This is a genomic window from Microbacterium sp., from assembly GCF_048259935.1.
Lineage (GTDB): Bacteria > Actinomycetota > Actinomycetes > Actinomycetales > Microbacteriaceae > Microbacterium.
The window spans coordinates 84,511-107,347 of sequence record NZ_JBLXHF010000007.1 but is presented as its reverse complement, the minus strand read 5'-3'; the positions used below and the strand labels follow the sequence as shown (position 1 = coordinate 107,347).

The 22,837-nt window shown below is 64.7% G+C and carries 20 protein-coding genes; 5 read left to right on the top strand and 15 right to left on the bottom strand.

Annotated features, from left to right (window positions below; all coding sequences use genetic code 11):
* Positions 1 to 160: 160 nt before the first annotated feature.
* The 4 genes from ACN0RC_RS12785 to ACN0RC_RS12770 are packed head-to-tail and all read right to left on the bottom strand — an operon-like array spanning position 161 to position 5,689.
* Positions 161 to 1,027: an ATP-binding cassette domain-containing protein gene (locus ACN0RC_RS12785; protein WP_417512294.1), complete on the bottom strand. Its 867-nt coding sequence runs from the start codon at positions 1,025 to 1,027 to the stop codon at positions 161 to 163.
* Entirely contained in the window at positions 1,024 to 3,129 is a 2,106-nt protein-coding gene (locus ACN0RC_RS12780; protein ID WP_417512293.1) for a dipeptide/oligopeptide/nickel ABC transporter permease/ATP-binding protein, read from the bottom strand. Before ACN0RC_RS12780 ends, ACN0RC_RS12785 begins: the two co-directional genes overlap by 4 nt.
* Positions 3,126 to 4,070: an ABC transporter permease gene (locus ACN0RC_RS12775; RefSeq protein WP_417512292.1), complete on the bottom strand. Its 945-nt coding sequence runs from the start codon at positions 4,068 to 4,070 to the stop codon at positions 3,126 to 3,128. Before ACN0RC_RS12775 ends, ACN0RC_RS12780 begins: the two co-directional genes overlap by 4 nt.
* A gap of 53 nt (positions 4,071 to 4,123) precedes the next feature.
* The gene (locus ACN0RC_RS12770; protein WP_417512290.1) at positions 4,124 to 5,689 is read right to left on the bottom strand and encodes an ABC transporter substrate-binding protein; all 1,566 of its coding nucleotides are present in this window, start codon (positions 5,687 to 5,689) and stop codon (positions 4,124 to 4,126) included.
* Positions 5,690 to 5,932: 243 nt separating this feature from the next.
* On the opposite strand from ACN0RC_RS12770, the gene ACN0RC_RS12765 reads away from it, so the two are divergent.
* Entirely contained in the window at positions 5,933 to 8,188 is a 2,256-nt protein-coding gene (locus ACN0RC_RS12765; protein WP_417512289.1) for a family 1 glycosylhydrolase, read from the top strand.
* A 109-nt stretch (positions 8,189 to 8,297) separates the two neighbouring features.
* Here the strand turns inward: ACN0RC_RS12765 and ACN0RC_RS12760 are convergent, their stop codons facing one another.
* The gene (locus ACN0RC_RS12760; RefSeq protein WP_417512288.1) at positions 8,298 to 10,451 is read right to left on the bottom strand and encodes a beta-galactosidase; all 2,154 of its coding nucleotides are present in this window, start codon (positions 10,449 to 10,451) and stop codon (positions 8,298 to 8,300) included.
* 203 nt (positions 10,452 to 10,654) lie between these two features.
* On the opposite strand from ACN0RC_RS12760, the gene ACN0RC_RS12755 reads away from it, so the two are divergent.
* Entirely contained in the window at positions 10,655 to 11,248 is a 594-nt protein-coding gene (locus tag ACN0RC_RS12755; RefSeq protein ID WP_417512286.1) for a short chain dehydrogenase, read from the top strand.
* A gap of 4 nt (positions 11,249 to 11,252) precedes the next feature.
* Here ACN0RC_RS12755 and ACN0RC_RS12750 read toward each other — a convergent pair whose 3' ends face one another.
* Positions 11,253 to 11,552, bottom strand: coding sequence for a chorismate mutase (locus ACN0RC_RS12750; protein WP_417512284.1), 300 nt, complete (start codon positions 11,550 to 11,552; stop codon positions 11,253 to 11,255).
* A gap of 61 nt (positions 11,553 to 11,613) precedes the next feature.
* On the opposite strand from ACN0RC_RS12750, the gene ACN0RC_RS12745 reads away from it, so the two are divergent.
* Positions 11,614 to 12,864, top strand: coding sequence for an AI-2E family transporter (locus tag ACN0RC_RS12745; protein WP_417512282.1), 1,251 nt, complete (start codon positions 11,614 to 11,616; stop codon positions 12,862 to 12,864).
* Positions 12,865 to 12,872: 8 nt separating this feature from the next.
* On the opposite strand, the gene ACN0RC_RS12740 is transcribed toward ACN0RC_RS12745, so the two are convergent.
* The 9 genes from ACN0RC_RS12740 to ACN0RC_RS12700 all read right to left on the bottom strand — a co-directional run bounded on the left by ACN0RC_RS12740 (position 12,873) and on the right by ACN0RC_RS12700 (position 21,177).
* Positions 12,873 to 13,250, bottom strand: a complete 378-nt coding sequence (locus ACN0RC_RS12740) for a DUF5997 family protein (RefSeq protein WP_417512281.1) — start codon at positions 13,248 to 13,250, stop codon at positions 12,873 to 12,875.
* A 54-nt stretch (positions 13,251 to 13,304) separates the two neighbouring features.
* Entirely contained in the window at positions 13,305 to 14,225 is a 921-nt protein-coding gene (locus ACN0RC_RS12735; protein ID WP_417512279.1) for an ABC transporter substrate-binding protein, read from the bottom strand.
* Positions 14,226 to 14,247: 22 nt separating this feature from the next.
* Positions 14,248 to 14,979 (bottom strand): ABC transporter permease, encoded by a 732-nt coding sequence (locus ACN0RC_RS12730; RefSeq protein WP_417512278.1) that lies wholly within the window; start codon positions 14,977 to 14,979, stop codon positions 14,248 to 14,250.
* Positions 14,976 to 15,659 carry an ABC transporter permease gene (locus tag ACN0RC_RS12725; protein WP_417512276.1) on the bottom strand — a complete coding sequence of 228 codons (684 nt, stop codon included), beginning with the start codon at positions 15,657 to 15,659 and terminating at the stop codon, positions 14,976 to 14,978. The genes ACN0RC_RS12730 and ACN0RC_RS12725 overlap by 4 nt, the downstream gene beginning before the upstream one ends.
* Positions 15,656 to 16,558: an ABC transporter ATP-binding protein gene (locus ACN0RC_RS12720; protein ID WP_417512274.1), complete on the bottom strand. Its 903-nt coding sequence runs from the start codon at positions 16,556 to 16,558 to the stop codon at positions 15,656 to 15,658. Before ACN0RC_RS12720 ends, ACN0RC_RS12725 begins: the two co-directional genes overlap by 4 nt.
* Before the next feature lie 10 nt (positions 16,559 to 16,568).
* Positions 16,569 to 16,871, bottom strand: a complete 303-nt coding sequence (locus ACN0RC_RS12715; RefSeq protein WP_417512272.1) for a DUF427 domain-containing protein — start codon at positions 16,869 to 16,871, stop codon at positions 16,569 to 16,571.
* Positions 16,872 to 16,931: 60 nt separating this feature from the next.
* The gene (locus ACN0RC_RS12710; protein ID WP_417512271.1) at positions 16,932 to 18,347 is read right to left on the bottom strand and encodes a dihydrolipoyl dehydrogenase family protein; all 1,416 of its coding nucleotides are present in this window, start codon (positions 18,345 to 18,347) and stop codon (positions 16,932 to 16,934) included.
* A 216-nt stretch (positions 18,348 to 18,563) separates the two neighbouring features.
* On the bottom strand, positions 18,564 to 19,757 hold the full coding sequence (locus ACN0RC_RS12705) for a lactonase family protein (RefSeq protein ID WP_417512270.1): 1,194 nt from the start codon (positions 19,755 to 19,757) through the stop codon (positions 18,564 to 18,566).
* A gap of 136 nt (positions 19,758 to 19,893) precedes the next feature.
* Complete coding sequence (locus tag ACN0RC_RS12700; RefSeq protein ID WP_417512268.1) at positions 19,894 to 21,177, bottom strand: adenylosuccinate synthase; 1,284 nt, start codon at positions 21,175 to 21,177, stop codon at positions 19,894 to 19,896.
* Between the two features lie 113 nt (positions 21,178 to 21,290).
* On the opposite strand from ACN0RC_RS12700, the gene ACN0RC_RS12695 reads away from it, so the two are divergent.
* Entirely contained in the window at positions 21,291 to 21,599 is a 309-nt protein-coding gene (locus ACN0RC_RS12695) for a Pr6Pr family membrane protein (RefSeq protein WP_417512266.1), read from the top strand.
* Between the two features lie 265 nt (positions 21,600 to 21,864).
* A complete protein-coding gene (locus ACN0RC_RS12690) occupies positions 21,865 to 22,830 on the top strand; it encodes an AAA family ATPase (protein ID WP_417512383.1) in 966 nt (321 codons plus the stop codon).
* Positions 22,831 to 22,837 lie beyond the last annotated feature (7 nt).

Below are 22,837 nucleotides of genomic sequence, written 5' to 3'. Positions count from 1 at the left end.
TTTCGTACCAATCAGCGACATCGAGTCGGCAACCATTGTGCTGTGAAGCCTGAAGGACAGCTTGAACCCAATGGTGAAGGCATTCCGTGAAGCCGCGCAGGAACTATCTCCGCTCGTCGACGCGCGCTTCTACTAGCTCGACGGCGCGGGATCAACCAATTCAGGCGGCCTTAGCCGAGTCTCTAAGTGCCTGCCACGCTGCTCGTCGACGGGCCTGCTCGTCCGGATCTGGCACGGGCGAGGCGGCCATGAGAACGCGGGTGTAGTGCTGTTTAGGTTTCCTCATCACCTCGAGCGTGGCGCCCTCCTCGACCAGCTTTCCCCGGTTCAAGACGATGACCCGCTGGGCCAAGAACTCGACCACAGCCATGTCATGCGCGATGAAGAGATAGCCGAGATCCTTGCCAGCCCGTAGATCGGCGAGGAGGTTCAGCACTTGCGCTTGCGTCGACAGGTCCAGAGCGCTGACGGCCTCGTCGCACACCACCAGGCGAGGATCGGTCACGAGTGCGCGGGCGATGGCGATGCGCTGACGCTGGCCACCGGAGAACTGTCGCGGAAAGCGGGTCTCGGACCCTGGGGCAAGCCCCACCGCGTCCAGCACATCCTTCACCCGACGGTCGCGTTCGTTGCGAGGCACGCCTGCGACACGCATCGGTTCGGTGATGGCATCGCCAATCGGGCGTCGGGGATTGAGAGAGGAGAACGGATCTTGGAAGACCGCGCGCAAGTTTCCCTGGAGTGCGCGGCGCTGGGTGGCGCTGGTCTTGGTAATGTCGCGCCCCTCGAACAGGATCTGGCCGCTCGTCACGGGTTGAAGACCGAGGATCGCTCGCCCGATCGTCGTCTTACCCGAACCCGACTCCCCTACCAGGCCGAGCGTTTCTCCGCGAGCGATCGTGAACGACACGTCGTCGACAGCGGGAGCGCCCTTCTTGTTGTAACGGATGACCAGATTACGAACTTCGAGCAACGGCGTCTCGGATACGGCCGTGGACGGGTCGCGCTGGACTGGTGAGGTGCTCATAGGTCTCCTCCGATAGCGATCGGTTGGCGCCATTCTTCCTGTCGTCCGCGCACCTCGTCACGGCGAACGCAACGGACGCCACCCTCGCCCTCAGCCCGAGGGAATAGGGGGATGGGCGTCGTGCATTCTTCGCGCGCAAAGCGGCAGCGTTGCGCGAACCGACACCCTGTGGTCCACGACCCAGGAAGAGGTACTTGCCCGGGAATGGAGGCGAGTCGTGTTGTGCCAGCGAACTCCAGGATGGCGTGCGGGTCTGCCGCAAGGAGCGCCATCGTGTAGGGGTGCTCGGGCCGGAGCAAGACGTCCCGTACCGATCCCGTTTCAACGATTTGTCCCGCGTACATGACGGACACGTCGTCGCAGATGTCCGCAACTACACCCAGGTCGTGCGTGACCAGAATTATGGACATTCCGCGTTCCGTGACCAATCCCCTCAGTAGTGCGAGGATTTCCGCCTGGATGGTCACGTCCAGCGCGGTGGTGGGTTCGTCAGCCACCAGTAGCTGTGGTGACCCGGCTAGGGCTAGCGCGATCGCCACCCGCTGGGCCATGCCTCCTGAGATTTGGTGAGGATAGCTCTTCAACACGCGCGGAACATCGATGATGCCCACGTCGGCGAGCAGCTGCGCTGAGATGCGCTGGGCTTCCCGTGCGGTGACGCGACGCAGACGTTTGACCGCGGTCGACAGTTGCCATCCGACGGTGAACATGGGGTCCAGTGCGCGGCTGGGCTCTTGCGAGATGAACGCGATCTCGTGACCGCGGACCTTGGCGAGGGCCGGCTCTTCGGCTTTCGCCAGGTCGATATTGCCCCACTGGATTCGCCCCGAACGGACCGACAGGCCTGGTGAGAGCAGCCCAAGGAGCGCGTAAGAGGTGACGCTCTTACCGCAGCCGGATTCTCCAACGAGGCCCATGACCCGCCCTGGTTGCACCCGAAGAGAGACTCCTGTGACTAGGGCGGGACCACCATCTACGCCCAGAACGAGATCTTCCACGATGAGCTCGCCGGTCTCGGCACCCTCATCGGGTGTGGGGCGTTGAGCGGTGAGATCAGGCGCGCTCGAGTTGGGGGTGCTCGGCGGAAGTGTCCCCACCACCTCCGGCAGGTCCCCAGTGGTTTCAACCGGAAACAGGGCTGTGGCTTCGGCGGGAAGCGCGGCGCCGGACGATGTCGGTGCGACCACGTGCTCTGCGTCCTTTGCGGGCTTGCTCTTCTTGCGGCGCAACGCAACCAAAGGCGGGGGCGTTGCCGCACCCCCCGAGAGGACGTCCGCCAGCGAATTCGCAGCAATGATCGTGAGCGCGAGGACCGCTCCCGTGGGGACCATCATCCACGGCTGTTGGAAAATGAACCGTGATGCGGTCTGGATCATCCCACCCCAGGTGGGCTCGGGGGGCTGTGGCCCCAGGCCGATGAAGGCCAGCCCAGCTTGCAGCATGATGCCCACGCCGAAGAAGAGCACGAACTGAACGATCACCGTGGTGGACATGTTCGGCAGCACGTGCCGAAAGCTTGTGACCGTCGGACTGACGCCGTCCACCGCCGCGGCCTCGACGAACAGCTGCTGCTGGAGGTTCTTGGCCTGGCCGAAAAGGATGCGGTAAAGCGCGCCGAACAGCAACACACCGAAGAGCACCATCACCAGAGGCATGTTCGTGCCTACTGCCGCGATGAAGGCCAGAATGATGACGGTTCCGGGCAGCGACATCACGATCTCGCTGACGCGGTTCATAATGTCTTCCGCGCGGCGGCTGCGGACTGCCCAGAGCGTCACCGGCACCGTGATCGCAACGGCGATGATAGGCGTGATCAGGGCAATTCCGAGTGTGGAAGCGGCCGCCGTCACAATACGGGAAAGCAGATCGCGGCCGAGTTCATCAGTGCCCAGCAGGTGGGCTGCCGATGGACCTTGCAGGACGGCGGCCAGATCTTGCTGCAAAGGGCCGTATCGCAACCAGAGCGGTGCGGTGAGAGACGCGACCAGCAGGGCGACGAGCCAGATCAGCGACATGACAGCAAGGGGCGACCGCAGCAGTCGTCCCGCGCGCTTCTTGTCCGAGCGGCGGATGGTGAGGATTGCAGTGGTCGAGACCGTCATGATGTCCGTAGTTTCGGGTCGAGAGCGCGGTTCAGGGTTTCCAGCAGCACGTTCACGATGACCACGACCAGAGTCGCGACCAGAACGAGCGCTTGAACGAACGGAAGATCGGCGGACCCGACGGCGGACTGCATCGCCTGACCGATACCGGGCAGAGCGAACAGCAGCTCGATCATGACGGAGCCGCCGAAGAGCACAATGAACTGAACCGCGACGGTGGCCAGGATCGGCAGACTTGCGCTGCGCAGCGCGTGTACGTAGATCACCCGCCAAGCCGGCGTTCCGACAGCTCTCAAGGTTCGGATGTGTTCTTGTGCCAAGGATTCCGCCATTGAGGCGCGTGTCTGGCGTGCAATGAAGCCGGCGGAGGTGATGGCGATCGTGAGGACCGGGAGCACCAACGACTTGAACCACTTCTCGGGATTGACCTCGAAGGGAACGAACCCAGTAGCCGGAAGCAGTCTGGCCTGAACTGCAAAGAAGTAGACGAGCAGGATCCCAACCCAGAAGGCGGGTAGCGACAGCATGATGCCCGTCACCACGGTCACGAATCGATCTACCGCACCACCTCGGACGGCTGCGACGACGCCGAGAACGACGCCGATCAACGCACTCAGAAGAGCGCCTCCCAAGGCTAGGGCTGCGGTTACGGGAAGCCGCTTGGCGATGTCCGGGCCGATCGGGCGACCGTCGATCAGCGAGACCCCGAGGTTGCCCTGCAGAACTTGACCCACCCATTGTGCGTACTGCACAATCCATGGCTCGTACCAACCCACGGATTCGTTATAGGCAAACACCTGTTCCGGCGTCGCCGACTGTCCGAGTGCCACCCCTCCGGGGGTAGACCCGGAAACGTGAACGAGTATAAAAGCTATCCCCGAGGCGACGAGCAACGTCAGGATCGCCCACGCGATCCGTTTCAGTACAAAGAAGAACATCATCACTCCCTGCGATGTCGGTGTCGGCGGGCACGCCCGCCAACACCGACATCAGGTTAGGACGCGGGCTGAATGGTCGCGAGGATTGGGAAGACCTCCGCACCCGCGAAGGTCAGTTCTGCGACCTTCGAGGTGTTATATGCCCAGGGGGCGAGCTGCTCGTAGATGGGAATGAGCCATCCCGAATCCACGATCGCGCGGTTGAGGTCTTTCAATGCCGTCGCCTGAGCCGCCTCGTCGCCCTGGGCCGCGCCGTACGCGCCCGCGCCACCCTGGATAGCAGCGTTCTCGGCGCCGTGGAAGTTCGCGAACCCGAACAGGACACCGAACACGTTCCCCGGAGGGTTGGTCCACGTGAGCGGGATCAACCCGCCTAGCGGCTCGGTCTGAACAACCGCAAAGGCTTGCTCAGTGGAAGACGCGTTCTTCAGATTGACAGTGACACCGATTGCCTCCCAATACGGCTGCAACGCCTCGAGATCCCGCTGGCTGCCGGCTCCGATGCTGAAGTCGAAGGAGAACCCATCCGGGTAGCCCGCTTCCGCGAGGAGCGCCTTCGCCGCATCCGGGTCGTATGCGTACTGCTCGTCCAGCTCCGGCAGGTATCCCGGGCTGTCGGCGGGAAGTGCGTTGGCGGTGGGAGTTTCACCGGGGTGCACGGCATTTACAAATGCGTCTCGGTCGATCGCCATCGACAATGCCTGGAAAACACGCGGGTCGCCCCACTGGGGAGCGGTTGCTCCGGACTTGTCGAATGCGATGAGGTTCTGAATGGTGCCACCGTTGGCCACGAGGCCAACCCCGGCCGATTCCACCTGCGCCTGCGTGTCCGAGGTGATGTACGCAACATCGACCTCTCCAGAGATGGCGGCGTTGACCCTAGCCTGCGGGTCGATGATCGGCTTGAATTCGTAAGAATCGAACGGGTACGCGTCGGCGTCGGCGTCGTCTTCCTTCTTCACGAGAAGGTAAGAGTTGCCCTTGATGGTGGCATCACCGTCGACCATCAGAGGCCCAGACCCATCCGGCGTCGAGTCGAGCGAATTCCGATCGGCAATGCCGCTGGGACCAACAATGACACCAGCCGGGAAGACCAGGTTTGCTTCGAAACCGGGCTTCGGGGCCGCGAAAGTGAGAGTCACAGTGTCATCGTCCACGACGGTGACATCGGTGATCTCGTTCTGACCCCCGGCGGCGAAGCCGTTGTACGCGTCCAAGTCGGGATCGTCTCGCGAGTCCAGGTTCTCTTTGACGAGCTCGGCGCTCAGCGCGGTGCCGTCCTGGAATGTAGCGGAAGTGTCTAGGTCAATCGTCAGCTGGGTCTGATCCGCGCTGTACTCGAAGTTCGTCGCGAGCTTGGGGACGACCGCGCCTTCCTCGTCGAGCACGAAGAGCGAGTCGTAGATGCCCTCGAAAAAGAACCGCTGCCCGGCGCTGTAGCGCAATGGGTCGTATCCCAACGCCGCCTGGTCAGACTCCAACGCGATGACAAGCTTGCTCGTATCGGCGGCTCCCCCGCTCTCGGAACCGCCGCCGGATCCGGAACATGCGGTGAGCGCTAGGGCAGATACGGCGACGACGGCCAGAACGGCGGCGCCGCGAGGTGGGTAAAAACGAGACATCCTGATCTCCTGTGATCGGTGCGTGCTGCGGACTTCGGTGTCAAAGATCGCCAATCGGGAAGCGACCTGACTCAATCGTGAACCCCCTCGGCCGATTTGGCCATGTGGATTCAGTCGGATGTGCGTTAGCGAACACCTAAGATGGCGATGTCTAGGTGACTAAGCTGAAACCTGCTTTCATTGTACGAACACGTACGGCACAATGAGCAACGCCCGAAAAGGGGCGTCAGAGAGGAATCACTCATGCCCGCAACAACGTTCCCGGCTAGCTTCTACTGGGGAGTAGCGACAGCAGGCCACCAGAACGAAGGCGACAACGTCAACAGCGACACCTGGTTCCTAGAGAACGTCACTCCGACGGTCTTTCAAGAGCGTTCAGGCAGGGCCACCAATGGCTGGGAGCTGTGGGAATCCGATCTCGATCTCGCCGTCGCCATGCACCTCAACGCGTATCGCTTTTCGGTGGAGTGGGCCCGCGTGGAGCCGGTGCAGGGCTCGTTCTCTGAAGAGGCTCTCGATCACTACGAAGCCATGGTAGACGGATGCCTTGCTCGCGGACTCGCCCCACTTGTGACCTTCAACCACTTCACCTCCCCCCATTGGTTTGCCAAGGAGGGCGGGTGGCTGAACCCTGAAGCACCCTCGCTGTTCGCTCGCTACTGTGGCGTGGTGATGGAGAGGTTCGGCGATCGTATCGCCCTCGCCGTCACGTTCAACGAACCGAACTTGCCTGAACTGTTGACCTGGGTGAATATGCCTGAGTTCGTCGCGAACTTGCAGCGCGCAACCTTGGAGGCTGCGAGCGAGGCCGCCGGTGTCGAGCGTTACCGCGCCGGCAACGTCATGCTTAAGGAAGACTTCGCCGACATGCGCGCCGGGATGACCAACGGCCACCGTGCAGCCAAGGATGTCATCAAGTCCCACCGACCCGACCTTCCCGTCGGTCTGTCCATTGCCATCGTCGACGACGTGGCTATCGCCGGCGGGGAAACGGTGCGGGACCAGAAGCGCGCAGAGGTGTACGACCACTGGCTTGAGCTCGCGAAGGACGACGACTTCATCGGCGTGCAGAACTATGAGCGCGAAATCTACGGCCCAGACGGCTCGGTCCCGCCACAACCCGGCGTCTCGGTGAACGCGATGGGAACCGCCGTCGAGCCCGACTCACTCCGCGGCGCGGTGGAGTATGCCTACGAGGTCAGCGGGGTTCCAGTCCTCGTAAGCGAGCATGGGATCGCCACCGACGACGATTCGCTCCGGGCCAGTTTCATTGAGCCCTCGCTGAAGGGTCTGCTGCAGGCCATCGAGACGGGGACACCCGTTCTCGGATACTGCCACTGGACCCTGATGGACAACTTCGAGTGGGTCGGCGGGTACGGGCCCAAACTCGGCCTCCATGCAGTGGACCGGGAGACATTCCACCGCACCCCCAAGCCGAGCGCGGGAGTTTACGGGTCACTGGTAAAGGCCGCGAGAGCTGAACGCGCCACGATGAGCACCGAAAGCGACGCTACGCCTCCCCACATCGGACCGCGCCCGCCCTACGACGCGGAGGCGGGCGTCGTTGTCGCGGACATGCCCGACTTCCCCCCGCTGACCGTTCAGTCCATCCCGCAAATGCGGGCCGGAGCCGAGAGTTTCATGCCCCGGCCCACCAACGAGGAACTCGAGAAGGATGGAGAGTACTTCGTTGAGGAACGAACAGTGGCGGGTCCGCTAGACGCACCCGACGTGACACTGATCGTTTGCCGACCCACCAGGTCGAACCGGCCGACCCCCGTGTTGTTCTATATCCACGGCGGCGGCATGTTCAGCGGCACGGCGAGGGACGTGCTCTCCGACATTGTCTCGCTGGGTCAGACGATCGGCGCGGCCGTGGTGTCCGTCGAGTACCGTCTGGCTCCTGAGACGCAGCACACCGGTCCTGTGGAAGACTGCTACGCCGGGCTGATCTGGACTATCACTCACGCGGCTGAAATCGGCGCCGACCCGGAACAAGTCGTGCTTATCGGAGGCAGCGCGGGGGCAGGTCTGGCCGCCGGGGTCGCACTTCTCAGTCGCGACATCGGCGCCCCGCCTCTGAAGGGACAGATACTCATGTCTCCCATGCTCGACGATCGAAACAACAGCGCGTCTGTGCTGCAAATGGCGTCACAGCGAATGTGGAACCAGGCAGACAACGAAGTCGGCTGGACGGCACTTCTCGGCGCAGAGCGCAGCGACGACATATCTCCATATGCTGCGCCCGCGCGCGCCACGGATCTTTCAGGACTACCGCCCACATTCATCGACGTAGGATCGGCGGACAGCTTCCGCGATGAAGACGTGCTGTACGCAACCCGGATCTGGGCAGCGGGGGGTGTGGCGGAGTTGCACGTGTGGCCGGGAGGGTTCCATGGGTTCGACTCGATGGCTCCTCAGGCCATGCTGTCCCGAGCCGCCGTGCAGGCACGAGTGGATTGGCTCGGAAGACTCTTTCGGGACGGCACGGACGCCTGACCCATATGCGTGCTGCGGCGACGCGGGCGTGATCGCCGCAGCACGTGACTCACGTTGCCCGCCGACCGCAAGCTAGAAGCAGTTCAGGCTTGAGTGCCGCGCAGACGCGTCAGGAAATCTCCGCGAAAATGCGCACATCCCATGCGTCGAGCTGAATTATCTGTCCCGTGCTGAACCTTTCGCCGCTGAGGACGTCCTCGGCCGGCCCCGGAATAGTGAACTCGGAAAGGCCCCAGCTCCAGTTGTGCACGAAGCGAATTCGCTCGCCGTGGCGGTTTGACGCGCCTGTGACCGTCTGCGTGAGTGAAGAACTCTTCCATAGCGCGCCAGGTCGCTCGGCTACAGCCTCAACCGCCCAATCGACAATGCTCTGGGCGAGCGGGAGGTTGGGAACAGTGCCTACGTAGGTGATACGACCGGCGCCGTAGTTGCGGGTCGTTACGACGGGATACCGACCAAAATGCGGGTGGTCGTAGCTCAGAAGCACCTCCGTTCCTTCCGCAGCGATCAAAGAATCCGCCCAGAGAGTAGCGCGCGCCGATGCAGGCGCGGTGAACCCTGTCGACACCATGGCATGCTCAGTAACCACCGGGAGCGGTTCCGAGAGGTTACTGAATTCGTCGTATCTCACCCCCGCGGCTTCATGAAGGAGAGCAGGCTTGCGGTCGAGACGCGCGCGAGCTTCCTCGTCCTCGAATCCGGTACGGATGCCCAGGACGAGATGACCCCCGGACTCGGCGTACGCCTTCAGCCAGCCAAGCTCCTCATCGCGAGCAACGGTAAAGGCCGCTGCCACGAGCACGGGATGCGCGGCCGCGTAGGCCGCCGGCACGCAGGCCATGAGTTGCCTGGGGTGGACAAAGTTGACTTGATGCCCCGCGTCGAAAGCGCCCCGCACGAAGGCGTCGACGACGGTCTGGTAGGACCGCGTGTTGGGTATCGGCGGGCCCCCGAGCGACGCGCTCAGCGCGGGATGCTCCTCTAGCGCCCACTTGCTCTCGTTAGAGAACAGGATCGCGACATCGGATTCTGGTTTCAGTTCTGTGACGCGGTCGCCGGCCGCGGCAAAATCCGCTCCGATGCGTGCAATCTCCGTGTAAACGCGCCCCGGTTCCTGGCTGTGGGGCAGAATCCCGCCCCAATAGGTTTCTGCGCCGTAGTGGAGCGTGTGCCAATGCCAGTATTCGATCATCGTCGCGCCACGGGAGACCAGCGCCCAGGCGGCTTGGCGCCACTGCCCGTCGAAAGCGGGCTCGTTGGACCACGCCATCCCGATCGCTCCGGCGTTGGTCTCGGTCACAAGAAACGGCGCCTGCCGTGACGCATACATCCGGTCAGCGGTGGCGTAGAGAGCCCACACGCCTGACGTTGTCCAGTGTTGATCGAACTCACGATGGTCCGGTAGCTCGAGCCCATCCTGCATGCGGTAGTACGGATTCCCAGCGCCTATATCCAGCTGTTCTGCCAGCTCGTCGTCCTGCAGTGTGGGTCGTTCATATGACATGCACGTGGTGACGAAGAGGTCCTCGCGACCGGCCACGGAAAGCTGCTCCCTAATGACGTCGGCCTGCCAACCGATGAACGAGGTGGTAATGGAGGCTTGGAAGCGTCGCCATGCCAGGTCGTACTGCGGCTGCAGGTTGGCGTCCGGTTTCCACACGTCATCCCATGACGAAAGCCGATGCGACCAGTACGTTAGACCCCATTCGTCGTTGAGTCGATCGACCGTCCCATACCGTGCGCGGAGCCATTCCACGAACTTCTCGAACACGTCGGCATTGTGGAAGAGTTCGTTTCCCGGTTCATTGTCGACCTGAAAACCGATCAATGCGGGGTGGTCCACGTACCGCCCGACGATCTTCAGAATGACGCGCTCGGCATGACGGACAAACGCGGGGTGCGCGTAGTTGATTTCCTGGCGCGCACCCCAACCCATCGGATGCCCGGTGCTTCTGTCGACGTTGATTTCAGGGTGCTTCTGAGCAAGCCACATTGGCAGCGCGTAGGTAGGGGTGCCCAAGATGACGCCGATACCGTTGTTCGACGCCGCATCAAGTACCGGCTGAAGCCAGTCGAGTTCGAACTGCCCGTCGGTGGGCTCCCACGTCGACCACACCGACTCCCCTACTCGAATGACGGTGAACCCTGCCTCGCGCATTAGCCGGAAGTCCCGCTCCAGCTCGCGCGAGCCTAGTCTGTGCGGCGGCTGGTACTCGTAGTAGTAGGCCGCCCCGAATAGGACTCGTCGCTCCAGTGATTTCATGATGACTTCCGTTCTACTTAGTCTTCGTGGGCGAGCGGGCGCTTACGCAAGCAGCTCGAGACGACCGCCGAGCCTCTCCCCAGAGTGCGGGCGAACACCTCGATTAGCAATTCGGATTCGGTGGCCTTCTCGTTAGCCTGGGCCTAACGTTGGACGTTGCCTATTCGCGGAACCTCCGAAATGTCACGGCTAGGATCAAGCACATGAAGATCCTGGTCATCGGAGCATCCGGCCACATCGGCGCCGTCGTCGTGTCGACTCTCGAGTCGCGTGGACACGACGTGCTGCGCGCATCACGCGGCAGCGAGTGGACCGTCGATGCCACCGATCCCGCATCGGTGCGCTCGCTCTTCGAGCGCGTGGGCGAGGTGGATGCTGTGGTGGTGGCATCCGGATCTGTGCCGTTCGCGCACCTCACAGACCTGACCCGCGACGACTACCTGACGGCATTCACATCGAAGGCGCTGTCGCAGATAAACATCGCCCGCACGGCTCTCGACCACGTGCGCGACGGCGGATCGATCACCGTCACCACCGGCGTGCTCGCCCGTGAGCCGATCCCGACCGGTGCCGCCGCGGCCGCCGCCAACGGCGCGCTGGAATCCTGGATCGTCACGGCCGCCGCCGAGGCGCCGCGCGGCATCCGCATCAATGCCGTCTCACCGAACGTTCTCGAGAACTCACCCGGCAGTCACGCGCTCTTCGCCGGCCAGCGGCCGGTGCCGGATGCCGAGGTGGGGCGCGCCTACACGCTCGCCGTCGAGGGGCTCGTGCGCGGACGCGTCATCACCGCGTAGGAGCTCAGCGTCCCTCGGCCGCCTCGGTGTGATGACGGATGACCTCGGCCACGACGAAGTTGAACCACTTCTCGGCGAACTCGGGGTCGAGGTGCGCCTCTTCGGCGAGAGCGCGCAGGCGCGAGACCTGCTGCTCTTCACGACGTGGATCGGATGCCGGCATCGCATGTTCGGCCTTGAGAATGCCGACCTGCTGGGTGGCGCGGAATCGTTCGGCGAGCATATAGATCAGTGCGGCGTCGATGTTGTCGATCGTGCCGCGCAGGCGCAGCAACTCGGCGCGGGCGTCCTCAGCGTCGGTCATGGCTCTCCCTGTTCGTCGACGCTTATGACGATATCGCGCCGACGACCTCTAGAGTGGGCGCATGAGCAACGATTTGCCCGCCGGATCCGACGAGTCCGGCTCTTCCGCCAAGGTGACGGCGCCAGAAACTCCCGCCGCGCCGGCATCGCGGACGCGTGCCGCAAAGACCGCAGCCAAGAAGCGGAAGGCACCCAAGCCCGAGCCGGTAGAGACCTCGATCTCACCGAAGCCGGTCGTCGAGCCGGAGCCGTCATCGCGGTCGGTATGGACGCGCATCGATCGGCCGTTCACCTTCGGGTTCCTCGTCACTCTCGGCGGACTCGGTGCAATCCTGCTCGGATTCGCGCTGTCGAACCTTTCCACCGTACTCATCTACATCGCGCTCGCGCTTTTCGCCGCGCTGGGACTCGACCCGGCCGTGCGCTTCCTCGGGCGCCGCGGCGTCGGCCGTGGATGGAGCGTGGTGATCGTCCTCGTTGCGCTGCTCGTCGTACTGGGCCTCGTGCTGTGGACGATCATTCCGACGGTCGTCGATCAGATCGCCTCGTTCGTCAAGAGCGTGCCAGGGCTCATCAGCGACTTCACCTCGAGCGATGTCTATAAAGCGCTCGACACGCAATTCGGCGATCAGTTCCAGGATCTTGTCGCCGACGTGCAGCACTTCCTCACCAACCCGAGCAACATCGCCACCATCGGCGGCGGAGCGCTCCAGGTCGGCGCGTCGATTGCCAGCGGGATCTCCGGCATGGTGATCGTTCTCGTGCTGGTCATCTACTTCGTCGCCACACTGCCGACCATCAAGCAGGCCATGCTGCGTCTGGTGCCGGCCCGCGACCGCGCCAACACCGCCGCCATCACCGAGCAGATCACCGACTCGGTCGGCGGGTATGTGATGGGCATGGTGATTCTGGCCTTCATCAACTCGATGATCGTGCTGATCCTGTATACGGTGATGGGCTTGCCATTCCCGCTGCTGCTAGCGGTCGTCGCTTTCCTCATCACGCTGATCCCTCTGGTGGGTTCACTCATCTTCTGGGTGATCGGAACCGGAATCGCACTGTTCACCGACCCCATCCTCGCGCTGGTGTTCGCCGTGATCTACCTGGTCTACATGCAGCTGGAGTCGTACTTCCTGACGCCGCGGGTCATGAACCGGGCTATTTCGATCCCCGGCTCACTGGTCGTGATCGGCGCACTCGTCGGAGGCACGCTACTCGGCCTGCTCGGAGCGCTGGTCGCTGTACCGGTCACTGCATCCATCCTCATCATCATCAACAAGCTCTGGATTCCGAGGCAGGATTCTCGCGTCTAGGGTCGCAGTCAGACGGTCACGTCGACGATGCCGATAAATCGGCTGCCGACGCCTTCGATCTCGGTGCGGTGCTGATCGGATGCCGCGGCAGGAAGATCCTGCGGCGCGTGCGTGCGGCAGCTGAGGTACGTGAACTCCGGCCACCACTTCTTAGGGCGCGCCGACTCGGTGAACCCGCAGACGACGCACGTCAAAGTCGCCCAGACCGGACGCGCACCCTTCTTGCGGTTCGCGCGCGACTGGACGAGCCAGGCCGGCGGATCCTGTTCGAGCGCGGTGAGTGATTCTTCGCTCATTCCGCTGTCAAGCCCGTGGCGGGTGGCCATCTCCAAGGGGATGTCGAGCCGCTGGGCGACCTCGCGTGCGGTGAGTGTGGGTCCGGGCATACGCCCATTCTCTCAAGCCTTCTCACACACCGCCGCGAGGTCGCCCTGCGAAGGTCAGATGAGACCCTTGTCGGTCAGCCACTTCTTCGCGATCTCGTCGGGAGATTTCTGGTCGACCGTGCTCTGCACACCGAGGGCGACGAGGTCGTCGGCCGACAGCTGGGCGCTGACCGCATTGATGACGCTGGCGATCTCGTCGGCGATATCACTGGACGCGATCGGCACGACGTTCGAGGCGAGGATGAGGCTCTCGGGATCCTCGAGCGCGACGATGTCTTCGGTCTCGAACGCGGGGTCGGCGCTGTAGATGTCTGCGACCTGCACCTTGCCGGCCAGCAGCGATTCGAGGGTCGTATCGCCCGTCGCCGAGAACGCGAGGTCTACGCCGTAGACCTCTTTCGCACCTGCCGGGCCATACGGACGCTGCTCGAACTCGGGCGCTCCGCCGATCGTGACCTGCTCGCTGACATTCGCGAGGTCGGCGATGGTCTTGAGGTTGTTCGCCGCGGCGAACTCCTTCGTCACGGTGTAGGTGTCCTGATCGCTAGCCTCGGCGTAGTCGAGTGCGGTGAGGCCATCGGGCAGTGCGTCCTGCAGGGCGGCGTAGACGTCTTCCGGACTGGTGGCGACGGCTGCGTCATCGAAGTATTCGAGCAGGTTGCCGGTGTACTCGGGGAACAGCCCGATCGCACCGGATTCCAGGTCGGGCATGTACGCATCGCGCTGACCGATGTTGAACTGGCGGTCGACGGTGTATCCGGCACCCTCGAGCGCCTGCGCGTAGATCTCGGCGACGATCTCGTTCGAGTAGTAGGCCTGCGATCCGACGACGATCGTGTCGGTAGCGCCACCAGCGGAGGACTCTTCGGTGGGGGCGTCGAGCGGGTTGCTGCTGGAGCAGCCGGCGAGCGCGAGAGCGGCGACGAGCGCGACTCCGGTCGCAAGGGCAAAGCGTGATCTGCGTGCGGTGAACATGATGTTCCTCTCTGGTGGGGAGTCAGACGGATGCTGTGGATGCTGCTGCGCGACGCGACGCGCGCGGTGAGATCGTACGAGGTTCGGCGGCGCGGATGCCGGCGGGCACCGCGGCTCGTTGGGCCAAGGCGAGCAGCAGGTCGACGATGAGGGCAAGAACGGCGACGAGAATCGCACCGCCGAGCACCTGATCAAAGCGGCGCAGCGGAATGCCCTGGATGATCGGCCAGCCGAGTCCGCCGAGGTTCACATAGGCGGCGATGGTGACCGTGGCGATGACCTGCAGGGTCGCCGCGCGAAGGCCGCCGACGAGAAGGGGCATGCCGAGCGGCACCTCGACCTTCCAGAACACCTGCCACTGCGTCATCCCCGTGGCGCGTGCGGCGTCGATCACGCGTCGGTCGATGGCTTCGAGCCCGGTGTAGGCACCGGCGAGCAGCGACGGAATCGCCAGCAGTACGAACGTGATCGTCGCAGCCTCTGGCACCCGCAGCACACCGAGCAGCAGGACGAGCAGCACCATGAGCCCGAACGACGGGACAGCACGGGCCGCACCCGAGATGGCGACGGCGACCTCGCGCCCGCGACCGGTGTGGCCGATCGCCCAGCCGGTCGGCACAGCGATGACGGCCGCGATCAGCACTGAGATCACCGTGTAGAAGAGGTGCTGACCGAGCAGGATCGGCAGTGCGTACTGACCCTCGAGCCGTTCGGGCGAGAACAGCCAGGCGAACGCCTCTGCGAAGAGATTCATGCGGCGGCCCTCATCGGCAGGGTGCGTCGGCGCGGCCCAGCCGTTGATGCGGCACGCGTCCACGGCATGATCGCGCGCCCGGCGAGCATGAGCAGCAGATCGATCACGAGGGCGATGATGACGACCGCGAGCACGCCGGCCAGCACCTCGGGGATGATGCGGCGCTGCAGTCCGTTCGTGAACAGGTAGCCGAGGTTCTCGACGCCGACGAGAATGCCCACCGTGGCGAGCGAGATCGTGCTGACCGCAGCCACCCGGAGACCTGCGAGGATCACCGGGCCAGCGAGCGGAAGATCAACGGTCCAGAACCGGCGCAGCCCTCCGTAACCGACTGCAGTGGCTGCTTGGCGGATGTCGGGGTCGACTGAATCGAGACCGTCGGCGACCGAGCGCACGAGGATCGCCACGGCGTAGATCGTGAGGCCGACGACGAGGTTGATCTCGAGGCGCGCCTGGTAACCGAGCACCGAGGGGAGCAGGATCAGCAGCGCGAGAGAAGGGATCGTGTAGAGCAGGCCCGTGAGGACGATGATCGGGCCGCGGACGAGCCGGTACCGCCACGCGATCCACCCCAGCGGCAGCGACAGGATGAACCCGATCACGATGGCGATCGCGCTCTGCCGCAGATGCGTCAGCGCGAGTCCGAAGATCAGGTCGAGATTGTCGACGACCCAGGTCATGGTGTGGGCCCGGACCCTTCGACAGGCTCAGGGGCCGAGGAGCCGATTGCTGAGCCTGTCGAAGCGCTCGGCTCACTGGCATCCGCGTCGTCGAGCAGCGCGCCCTGGGTGCGCCCATCGGAATCGACCACGACGCGACCGCGCGGTGTCTGCTTGATGCGCAGTGCCCGCTTGCCCCGTTCAGTGCCGATGAATGCGGAGACGAACTCATCGGCCGGGTTCTCGATGATCTCGCTCGGACTGCCGACCTGAACGATGCGTGCGCCCTTGTCGAGGATGACGACCTGATCGCCGAGCAGAAACGCCTCGTCGATGTCGTGCGTGACGAACACGACGGTCTTGTCGAGGTCGCGCTGCAGCCTGATGAGCTCCTGCTGCAGGTCTGCGCGCACGATCGGGTCAACGGCGCCGAAGGGCTCATCCATCAGCAGGATGTTGGGATCGGCGGCAAGGCCCCGGGCGACCCCCACCCTTTGTTGCTGACCGCCGGAGAGCTGACTCGGATACCGATCGGCCAGCGAGCGATCAAGGCCCACCGTGTCGAGCAGGTCACGTGCGCGGTCGTGCGCCTGCTTCTTCGATGTGCCGTTCAGCCGCAGCACGGTCGCGACGTTGTCGATGACCGAGAAGTGCGGCATGAGGCCCGAGTTCTGCATGACGTAGCCAATGCTGCGGCGCAGAGCCACCGGGTTGCCGGTGAGCACGCTCGAACCGTCGATCTCGACGTGTCCGCTGGTGGGTTCGACCATGCGGTTGATCATTCGCAGCAGCGTCGTCTTGCCGCATCCGGATGACCCGACGAAGACGGTGGTCTTGCGCGAAGGCAATACGAGACTGAAATCCTCGACAGCCAGCGTGCCGTCGGGGAACCTCTTCGATACTGAGCGGAACTCGATCATGAGCAGACCGCTACGGCCCGACCTCCACGTCAGGGGCGAAAGCGATGTGCGCGGAGATGTCCTTGCCCACCCGTTCGAACGCACTCGCGTACGGATGCGGATAACCCCAGGCCCGGTCGGCGTACGTCTGACCGTCGACGACTACGGAGTAATACTGCGCCTCGCCCTTCCACGGGCAGGTGTACGGCGTCGAGCTCTCTACGAGCACACCGTCTTCGACGGCGGACAGCGGGAAATACCAGTTGCCCTCGATCGATATGAGGTCGCTGTCATCTGCCTCGGCGATCACGGTTCCTGCGAGTACAGCCTTCATGATGGTGTCTCCTCGGTTCGGTTTCGAGCCTATGGGAATGGTCGGACATGCGGGGCGGATCTAGGCAGATTCGCGCCCGTATGCCTCCAGCAGACGGAGCCAGATCTCGCTGACCGCGGGATACGACGGCACCGCGTGCCAGAGGCGCTTGATCGGCACTTCGCCGACGATCGCCACGGTCGCGGCATGAAGCAGCTCGGCGACATCAGGACCCACGAAAGTCATGCCGAGAATGACGTCGCGCTCGGAATCTGTGACCATCCGCGCCTGCCCGCTGTACCCGTCTTCGCGCAGACTCGCGCCTGCCACCCCACCGAGGTCGTAGTCGATCACGCGCGTCTGGAATCCCGCATCCTGCGCCGCCGCGGCCGTGAGACCGACCGAGGCCACCTCGGGATCGGCGAACACGACCTGCGGCACCCCGGCGTGATCCGCGGTGGCGACGTGACGCCCCCACGCGGCGTCATCGACGTCATCGCCCTTCGCGCGGGCGGCGATCACATCGCCTGCCGCACGGGCCTGGTACTTGCCCTGGTGCGTCAAGAGGACTCGGCCGTTGACATCGCCGACGGCGTAGAGCCAGTCGTGGCCCGGCACACGCAGCGTGTCGTCGGTCGGGATGCTCTTCCCAGGCTCCAGACCCACCGTCTCGAGGCCGATGTCGTCACTGCGCGGGGTGCGCCCGGTCGCCACGAGAACCTCGGATGCCGTGACCTCTGTGCCATCGCCGAGAGCGACCATGACGCCGTCGCCAGCTCGGGTCACCTTCTCGGTGCTGGTGTTCATGCGCACCTCGACGCCCAGATCGCGCAGACTCGCGGCGACGAGTTCGCCCGCGAACGGCTCCATCCCCGAGAGCAGCTCACCGCGCGCGATCAGCGTGACCTGTGCACCGAGCCCGGCATAGGCGGTGGCCATCTCGACACCGACGACTCCGCCGCCGATGATGGCGAGGGATGCCGGGATCTCCTGCGCACTCGTCGCCTCGCGGCTCGTCCATGGACTGGCCTCGGCAAGCCCGGGAATCGGTGGGATCGAAGCATCCGTGCCGGTGCTGATCGCGACCGCGTGCTTCGCCGTGAGAATCCGCGTGGTGCCGTCTTCGGCCGTCACGGTGACTTCGCGCGGGCCGGTGATGCGGCCGTGACCGCGAGCAAGATCAATGCCGGCCGACTCCAGCCACTTCACCTGTCCAGCATCCGACCAGTCGCTCGTGAACGAATCGCGCCGGGCGAGGACTCCGGCAGGATCAAGCTCCCCACCGATCACGCCCTGCACATGCTGGGCTGCCCGAAGCGCCTGCGCGGACCGCAGCAGTGCCTTCGACGGCATGCACGCCCAGTATGAGCATTCGCCGCCGACGAGCTCGCTCTCGACGATGATCGCGGTGAGTCCGCCCTGCACGGCTCGGTCCGCAACGTTCTCGCCTACCGGGCCGCCCCCGAGGACGATCAGGTCGTATTCATCCGTGGGCATAGCGTCGCCTTCCGTCGGAACCGGTACCGCACCAGTCTTGCCCAAGTGCAACGCGATGTCACCGGGGTTGTTCCCGCCTGGGCACCATCGCACACTCGTCAGCCCGGATCACGGACGTCAGTCGATTTGGCCGGATCTGGACATACGAGCGTGATCTGGACTGACAGGTGTATCGGCGGGACGTGCGCCGTCCGCGCCGGAGGAGCAGGAGCGCGGTCAGCGAGCGAGCAGGATGCTGGTCGGCGAGGGCGCCGCTGCGCGATGGCGGATGCCGCGGGGCGCACCCGTGCGCTCATCGAGGTCGAGCACGCTGATAGCGCCTGATCGTTGCCCCGCCACAAGCAGAGCACCGTCGTGCACGAGGTGGTGCCGCGGCCAGTCGACTCCGGACTCGGCGAGCGCGAACGATTCGATGCTCTCGCCTGAGCCGCGCACGCGCAGCGCCGCGACCGTGTTGCTGCCGCGCACCGAGACGTACAGCGTCTCTCCGTCGCGCGAACGCGAGATCTCAGAGGGGAAGTCGAGGCCCTCTTGCATTCCAGGAGCCGCGGTGACAGCCGAGATCGCACCCCAGTAGCCGTCTTGACCGGCGGCGAGAGTGAAGACCTCGCCGGAGTACTCGGTGACAACGTGCAGGTGCCCGCTCGGGTGCACGACCATGTGGCGCGGTCCCACGCCGTGCGGCAGAACGACTCGGTGGTCCTGCGTGAGCCCGTTCGCCGTCATGCGCCAGATGCGCACGAGGTCGAAGCCGAGATCGGTCGTCGCGATGCGCCCGTCAGGCAGGAATGCCGCGGCGTGCGCGTGCGAGCGGCGAGCCGGCTCGTCTTCCACCGGAGCGTCTTCTTCGGGCTCTGGTGCAGAAGCGTTCACCCCCAGCACCTCGTCGAACAGGAGCAGTCCGGAGCGCGGAGGCTCGGACAACTCCTCGGCCGGCGCCGCGAGAGAGGCCAGGACGTCGGTGAGATCGGCGGAGCGCAGATCTCCCGCTGTGCCGTAGGGGTCGGTTGCGGCATCCGCTACCGTCGGCGACCCTGGCCGTCCGGCGGAATCCAACGCGATCCGCACCACACGGCCGTCGCCGTAACAGCTGGCCACGAGATACGCACCGGACGGCGCGACCGCGAGGTGGCACACCGCCTCGCCCGCGTCGATCGGCGCGCCCAGCGGCGCAAGTGAGGCTTCGCCGTTGCGCACGAAAGCCTGGATGGTTCCGGATCCTTCGAGCGCCGCGTAGACGACATCGAGGGAGGGATGCTGCGCCAGCCACGACGGCGACGCAGCGGCTGCGACGGTGCCACGGTAGGCGAGAGTGGTGGGCTCGCGCCCCTCATCGCCCTCGAGCAGACCGATGCCGCTGGCATCGCCGCCCATGTCGGTGCCGTATCCGCCGATCCAGAACTGCGTCATCGTCGCTCCTTCACCGCGTTCGGGTGTCGCATCTGGTCGCCATATCGGCATTCACACGACAATCCGCGACCCCTCCCGCAAAAGGAAGCGACAACTCGCGACCCCTCCCGACAGCCCGACACCCGGACGGCAACGATCACACGAGGTCGTGACGAACGATGACCTCGTCGCGCTCCGGGCCGACACCGATCACCGAGATGCGCGTATTGCTCATCCTCTCGAGCGCGAGCACGTAGTCCTGCGCGTTCTTCGGCAGGTCGTCGAAGGTGCGGGCGACGGAGATGTCTTCTGACCAGCCGGGGAAGTACTCGTAGATCGGCTTCGCGTGGTGGAAGTCAGTCTGGTTCACCGGCACATCGTCGAAACGCTCGCCGTCGACCTCGTATGCGACGCAGACCGGGATCTCCTCGAGACCGGTCAGAATGTCGAGCTTGGTCAGCACCAGGTCGGTGATGCCGTTCACCCGCGTCGCGTACCGGGTGATCGGGGCGTCGTACCAGCCCGTACGGCGCACACGGCCGGTGGTCGTGCCGTACTCGAAACCGGTCTTGCGCAACCACTCGCCGCGCTCGTCGAGCAGCTCGGTCGGGAACGGACCAGACCCGACACGGGTCGTGTATGCCTTGACGATGCCGACGATGCGGTCAAGACGCCCAGGCCCCACACCAGATCCGGATGCCGCACCCGCAGCCGTCGCCGTCGACGAGGTCACGAACGGGTAGGTGCCGTGATCGACGTCGAGCATCGTGGCCTGGCCGCCCTCGAACACGACGACCTCGCCGCGCTGGAGCGCCTCGTCGAGCAGGTGCCCGGTGTCGGCGACCATCGGGCGCAGCCGCTCGGCGTAGGAGAGCAGCTCGTCGACGATCTCGTCGCACGTGATCGCACGACGGTTGAAGACCTTCACCAGCAGGTGGTTCTTCTGGTCGAGTGCGCCCTCGACCTTCTGGCGCAGGATGTTCTCGTCGTAGAGATCCTGCACGCGGATGCCGACGCGGTTGATCTTGTCGGCGTATGCCGGGCCGATGCCACGGCCGGTCGTGCCGATGTTGCGCTTGCCGAGGAAGCGCTCGGTGACCTTGTCGAGCGTGCGGTGGTACTGCGTGATGATGTGCGCGTTCGCGCTCACCCTCAGCTTCGAGACGTCGACGCCGCGCGCTGAGAGCGCCTCGAGCTCGTCGAAGAGCACCTCGAGGTCGATGACCACGCCGTTGCCGATCACCGGCGTGACGCCGGGAGACAGGATGCCGCTGGGCAGCAGGTGCAGCGCGTACTTCTCGTTGCCGACCACAACCGTGTGGCCAGCGTTGTTGCCGCCGTTGAACTTCACCACCCAGTCGGTGCGGTCACCGAGAAGGTCAGTGGCCTTTCCCTTGCCCTCGTCGCCCCACTGGACGCCGACGATCACAATTCCTGGCATGGGTGTCCCCCTTGCTTTCGTCGGGTTCGCACCGACTGATGAGCTGGCCCTTCTCGGGCCTTCCCATCCTAACGGAGGGGTTACAGTGACCGCGGAGGAAACATGTCGACCTGGTGGCCATACGCGCGTCTCCGAAGCGGCGAGTGCTGCCGTGGAGCACGGTGCCCATCGCGGCGATCTTCCCGGTCGTCTGGGCCTTTTACGCCCTTGTCCGCGCGAACATGATCATCGCACCCGCGACCGGCGACCCCTGGTGGTACCCCTATCCCTTCCTCGACCCGCACCAGGTCCCAGGCGGATATCTGGGTGTCTCCGGCTACATCATCGGCATCGCGGTCGCGATCATCGGTGTCGCCGCCCTCGTCGTCTGGGTGGGCCGCCGCCGCGGCTCGACACCCCAGGTTCTCCACGACTCGATCTGACCGTCCAGCGGGGACAGATGGGCATCTCTCCCCGCTCGCTCGGGATACCCGATTCGGATGCGGCGATTACGCTGTGTCGGGGGAGATCGGAGCACCCTTCCCCCGCGCACACGAGGAGACAGTGATGGACGAGTCGAACGCCGCCAGCCCGAAGGCTCCCGCCGCTCCCCCTCCCCCACCTCGGCCCCCCGCGCCACGGCCGGCAGTCGCTGCGACCCCCGCGACCCCGCCCCAGGGCACCGGCGACGGCCCCACCAGTGCCGAGATGTCGCACGCCAGCGACATCCTCAAGGTCATCTCCGACTCCTACTCGGCGAAGATGGTCGGGCAGGAGCGGCTGCGCACCAGCCTGCTGGTCTCGCTCATCGCCGGCGGCCACATTCTGCTCGAGTCCGTTCCCGGACTTGCGAAGACGACCGCGGCATCCACCCTCGCCGACACCGTCAAGGCGAGCTTCAAGCGAATCCAGTGCACGCCCGATCTGCTGCCCAGCGACATCACCGGCAACCAGATCTACGACGCGCAGACCGGGTCCTTCCGCACTGTTCTCGGTCCCGTACACGCGAACTTCGTGCTGCTCGACGAGATCAACCGCTCGAGCGCCAAGACGCAGTCGGCGATGCTCGAGGCGATGCAGGAGCACCAGACCACGATCGGCGGCGAGGTGCACCACCTCCCCAAGCCCTTCCTCGTGATCGCGACGCAGAACCCCATCGAGCAGGAGGGCACCTACGAGCTGCCCGAAGCGCAGATGGACCGGTTCCTGCTGAAGGAGATCGTCGAGTACCCGAGCCCGGCAGAGGAGTTCGAGATCCTCGGACGCATCGACTCGGGCGTGCTCGACCCCGACCGGCATGTCACCAGCGCAGTGACGCTCGAAGATGTCCTGGCGCTGCAGGAGACAGCATCCAAGATCTATGTGGATGCCTCGATCCGCAACTACATCGTCCAGCTTGCTTACGTCACGCGAAACCCGGGGCCCTACATCGGCGAGGACCGCGCGCGTTTCATCAAGTACGGCGCCAGCCCTCGAGCAAGCATCGCCTTCCTGCAGGCATCCCGCGCCCTCGCGCTGCTCCAGGGACGCACGCACGTGCTGCCGGAAGACATCCGCACCCTCCGTCACGTCGTGCTCCGCCACCGGGTGCTGCTCACGTTCGAGGCGGATGCCGAGGGCATCCGGAGCGAGGAGATCATCGACCAGATCTTCGGCGCAGTCCCGACCCCCTGACCCTTCG

Coding starts and splice junctions, on each gene's coding strand:
- ACN0RC_RS12755 (WP_417512286.1), top strand. CDS start 10,655: ATGAAGATCCTGGTCATCGGAGCATCCGGCCACATCGGCGCCGTCGTC.
- ACN0RC_RS12720 (WP_417512274.1), bottom strand. CDS start 16,558: ATGATCGAGTTCCGCTCAGTATCGAAGAGGTTCCCCGACGGCACGCTG.
- ACN0RC_RS12740 (WP_417512281.1), bottom strand. CDS start 13,250: ATGCCCGGACCCACACTCACCGCACGCGAGGTCGCCCAGCGGCTCGAC.
- ACN0RC_RS12745 (WP_417512282.1), top strand. CDS start 11,614: ATGAGCAACGATTTGCCCGCCGGATCCGACGAGTCCGGCTCTTCCGCC.
- ACN0RC_RS12785 (WP_417512294.1), bottom strand. CDS start 1,027: ATGAGCACCTCACCAGTCCAGCGCGACCCGTCCACGGCCGTATCCGAG.
- ACN0RC_RS12710 (WP_417512271.1), bottom strand. CDS start 18,347: ATGCCCACGGATGAATACGACCTGATCGTCCTCGGGGGCGGCCCGGTA.
- ACN0RC_RS12730 (WP_417512278.1), bottom strand. CDS start 14,979: ATGAATCTCTTCGCAGAGGCGTTCGCCTGGCTGTTCTCGCCCGAACGG.
- ACN0RC_RS12690 (WP_417512383.1), top strand. CDS start 21,865: ATGTCGCACGCCAGCGACATCCTCAAGGTCATCTCCGACTCCTACTCG.
- ACN0RC_RS12725 (WP_417512276.1), bottom strand. CDS start 15,659: ATGACCTGGGTCGTCGACAATCTCGACCTGATCTTCGGACTCGCGCTG.
- ACN0RC_RS12715 (WP_417512272.1), bottom strand. CDS start 16,871: ATGAAGGCTGTACTCGCAGGAACCGTGATCGCCGAGGCAGATGACAGC.
- ACN0RC_RS12735 (WP_417512279.1), bottom strand. CDS start 14,225: ATGTTCACCGCACGCAGATCACGCTTTGCCCTTGCGACCGGAGTCGCG.
- ACN0RC_RS12775 (WP_417512292.1), bottom strand. CDS start 4,070: ATGATGTTCTTCTTTGTACTGAAACGGATCGCGTGGGCGATCCTGACG.
- ACN0RC_RS12770 (WP_417512290.1), bottom strand. CDS start 5,689: ATGTCTCGTTTTTACCCACCTCGCGGCGCCGCCGTTCTGGCCGTCGTC.
- ACN0RC_RS12705 (WP_417512270.1), bottom strand. CDS start 19,757: ATGACGCAGTTCTGGATCGGCGGATACGGCACCGACATGGGCGGCGAT.
- ACN0RC_RS12750 (WP_417512284.1), bottom strand. CDS start 11,552: ATGACCGACGCTGAGGACGCCCGCGCCGAGTTGCTGCGCCTGCGCGGC.
- ACN0RC_RS12765 (WP_417512289.1), top strand. CDS start 5,933: ATGCCCGCAACAACGTTCCCGGCTAGCTTCTACTGGGGAGTAGCGACA.
- ACN0RC_RS12700 (WP_417512268.1), bottom strand. CDS start 21,177: ATGCCAGGAATTGTGATCGTCGGCGTCCAGTGGGGCGACGAGGGCAAG.
- ACN0RC_RS12760 (WP_417512288.1), bottom strand. CDS start 10,451: ATGAAATCACTGGAGCGACGAGTCCTATTCGGGGCGGCCTACTACTAC.
- ACN0RC_RS12780 (WP_417512293.1), bottom strand. CDS start 3,129: ATGACGGTCTCGACCACTGCAATCCTCACCATCCGCCGCTCGGACAAG.